The sequence below is a fragment of the Mesorhizobium sp. M7A.F.Ca.US.014.04.1.1 genome (assembly GCF_003998745.1).
GTDB lineage: Bacteria > Pseudomonadota > Alphaproteobacteria > Rhizobiales > Rhizobiaceae > Mesorhizobium > Mesorhizobium ciceri.
The window spans coordinates 1-1509 of record NZ_RZRW01000932.1 but is presented as its reverse complement, the minus strand read 5'-3'; the positions used below and the strand labels follow the sequence as shown (position 1 = coordinate 1509).

3 protein-coding genes are annotated in these 1509 nt (G+C 62.7%); 2 read left to right on the top strand and 1 reads right to left on the bottom strand.

Features of this window, described 5'->3' with window-relative positions:
- On the bottom strand, nt 1-456 hold a 456-nt coding region (locus EOA22_RS33240), incomplete at its 3' end, for an extracellular solute-binding protein (RefSeq protein WP_127390592.1).
- A gap of 261 nt (nt 457-717) precedes the next feature.
- Between EOA22_RS33240 and EOA22_RS33235 the strand changes: the two genes are divergently transcribed.
- Both EOA22_RS33235 and EOA22_RS33230 read left to right on the top strand, forming a co-directional pair.
- Nucleotides 718-1269 carry a sigma-70 family RNA polymerase sigma factor gene (locus tag EOA22_RS33235; RefSeq protein WP_013529420.1) on the top strand — a complete coding sequence of 184 codons (552 nt, stop codon included), beginning with the start codon at nt 718-720 and terminating at the stop codon, nt 1267-1269.
- Between the two features lies 1 nt (nt 1270).
- Nucleotides 1271-1509: NrsF family protein (locus EOA22_RS33230; protein ID WP_127390591.1), on the top strand; the 239-nt coding region annotated here is incomplete at its 3' end.

Genomic DNA, 1509 nt, shown 5'->3' with positions numbered 1-1509 from the left:
CCCCAGGACTATCAGCCGGCCAGCGGCAAATGGGTCGGCAGTCAGCTTGGTCTTGTTATAGGCAAAGACCGTGCTGCGCGCGGCAACGCCGACCCATTTGCCGCTGGCCGGCTGATAGTCCTGGGGAACCTGCGCCAGCGTGTCCGCGTCGACCGGCGCGAACAGGCCGGCGCTTTCGACCAGCGCCATGGCCGGTGAGTTTTCGGTCAGGAAGACGTCTGCGGGCGAAGCAGCGCCCTCGGCGACGATCTGGTTGGAGAAATCGCTGTCGCCGCCATTGCGCACGGTGACCTTGATGCCTGTTTCCTTGGTGAAGCCTTCGGCCCACGCCTTGGTCAGGCTTTCGTGCTGGGCGTTGTAGACAATGATGCCATCCTCTTCCGCCTTTGCCGGACCGGCGATGAGGCTGATTGCCAGCGCGGCGGCGCCGGCGAGGGTGGAAAGAGCGTATTTCATGGCATTGTCCTCGATTTCGGGGGTCCTGGGTCTGTCACGGCTGCACCTATCCATACATGACAGCTATAGTCAACATTGTTGATGTGCTTCAATCGGTCGCTGACGTGCAAAGGTCGGTGCCGAACGGACAATTCCGCGTGATGCTCACGGTTCGGCGGTGCCGCAAACTTTCGTGATTTGCCGACAGTTTGGCTTGGACATTATTTCGCCGGCCACGTAACAAATCAGCGCCGAGACGCGAAAATCGGGGAGTGAACTCTTGTGAGCGGCAAGGACGAGGCCGAACTTTCCCGGCTGATGCGGGCCGCGATCGCGGGAGATGAAAGGGCTTACGCCGACTTTCTGCACCGGATTGCCGCGCTGGTTCGCGGTTTTGCCAGGCGCAAGATCGTGCAGGGCGGGGTCGATCCCGAGGATGTCGTGCAGGAAACCTTGCTGGCCATTCATGTGAAACGGCATACCTGGCGTCAGGATGCGCCGGTGTTGCCGTGGGTCTATGCGATTGCCCGCTTCAAGCTGATCGATGCGTTCAGGCGGCGCGGACGGCGCATCGAGATCGACGTCGACGATATCGCCGAGACGTTCGCCGAGCCGGAAACCGAGACCGTCAGCGAGCGCGACATCAACCGTGCATTGGACGGTCTGTCGCCGGCTCAGCGCTCCGTGGTCTCGGCCGTGTCGGTGGAAGGGCGGTCCATCGGCGAGACGGCGGCAAAGTTCGGCATCAGTGAGACGGCGGTGCGGGTGTCGCTGCATCGCGGACTTGCCGCGATAGCCAAGCGATTCGGGCAGGGGCGGTTCGGGCGGGAATGACATGAGAACGGACGATCTCATCAAGGCGCTGGACGCCGATGCAACCAGCAAGGCGATGCCGCTGCAATCGGCCTGGTGGCTGGCCGCCGGTGCGGCAGCGGTGATCGCGGCCGTCGTTTTCCTGCTGACCATCGGCCCACGCCCGGATTTCATGGCGGCCGCGCACACGATGCGCTTCCTTTCCAAATTCGTTTTCACCATCGTGCTTGCCGTCAGCGCCTTCGCCCTGATCCGCGCCTT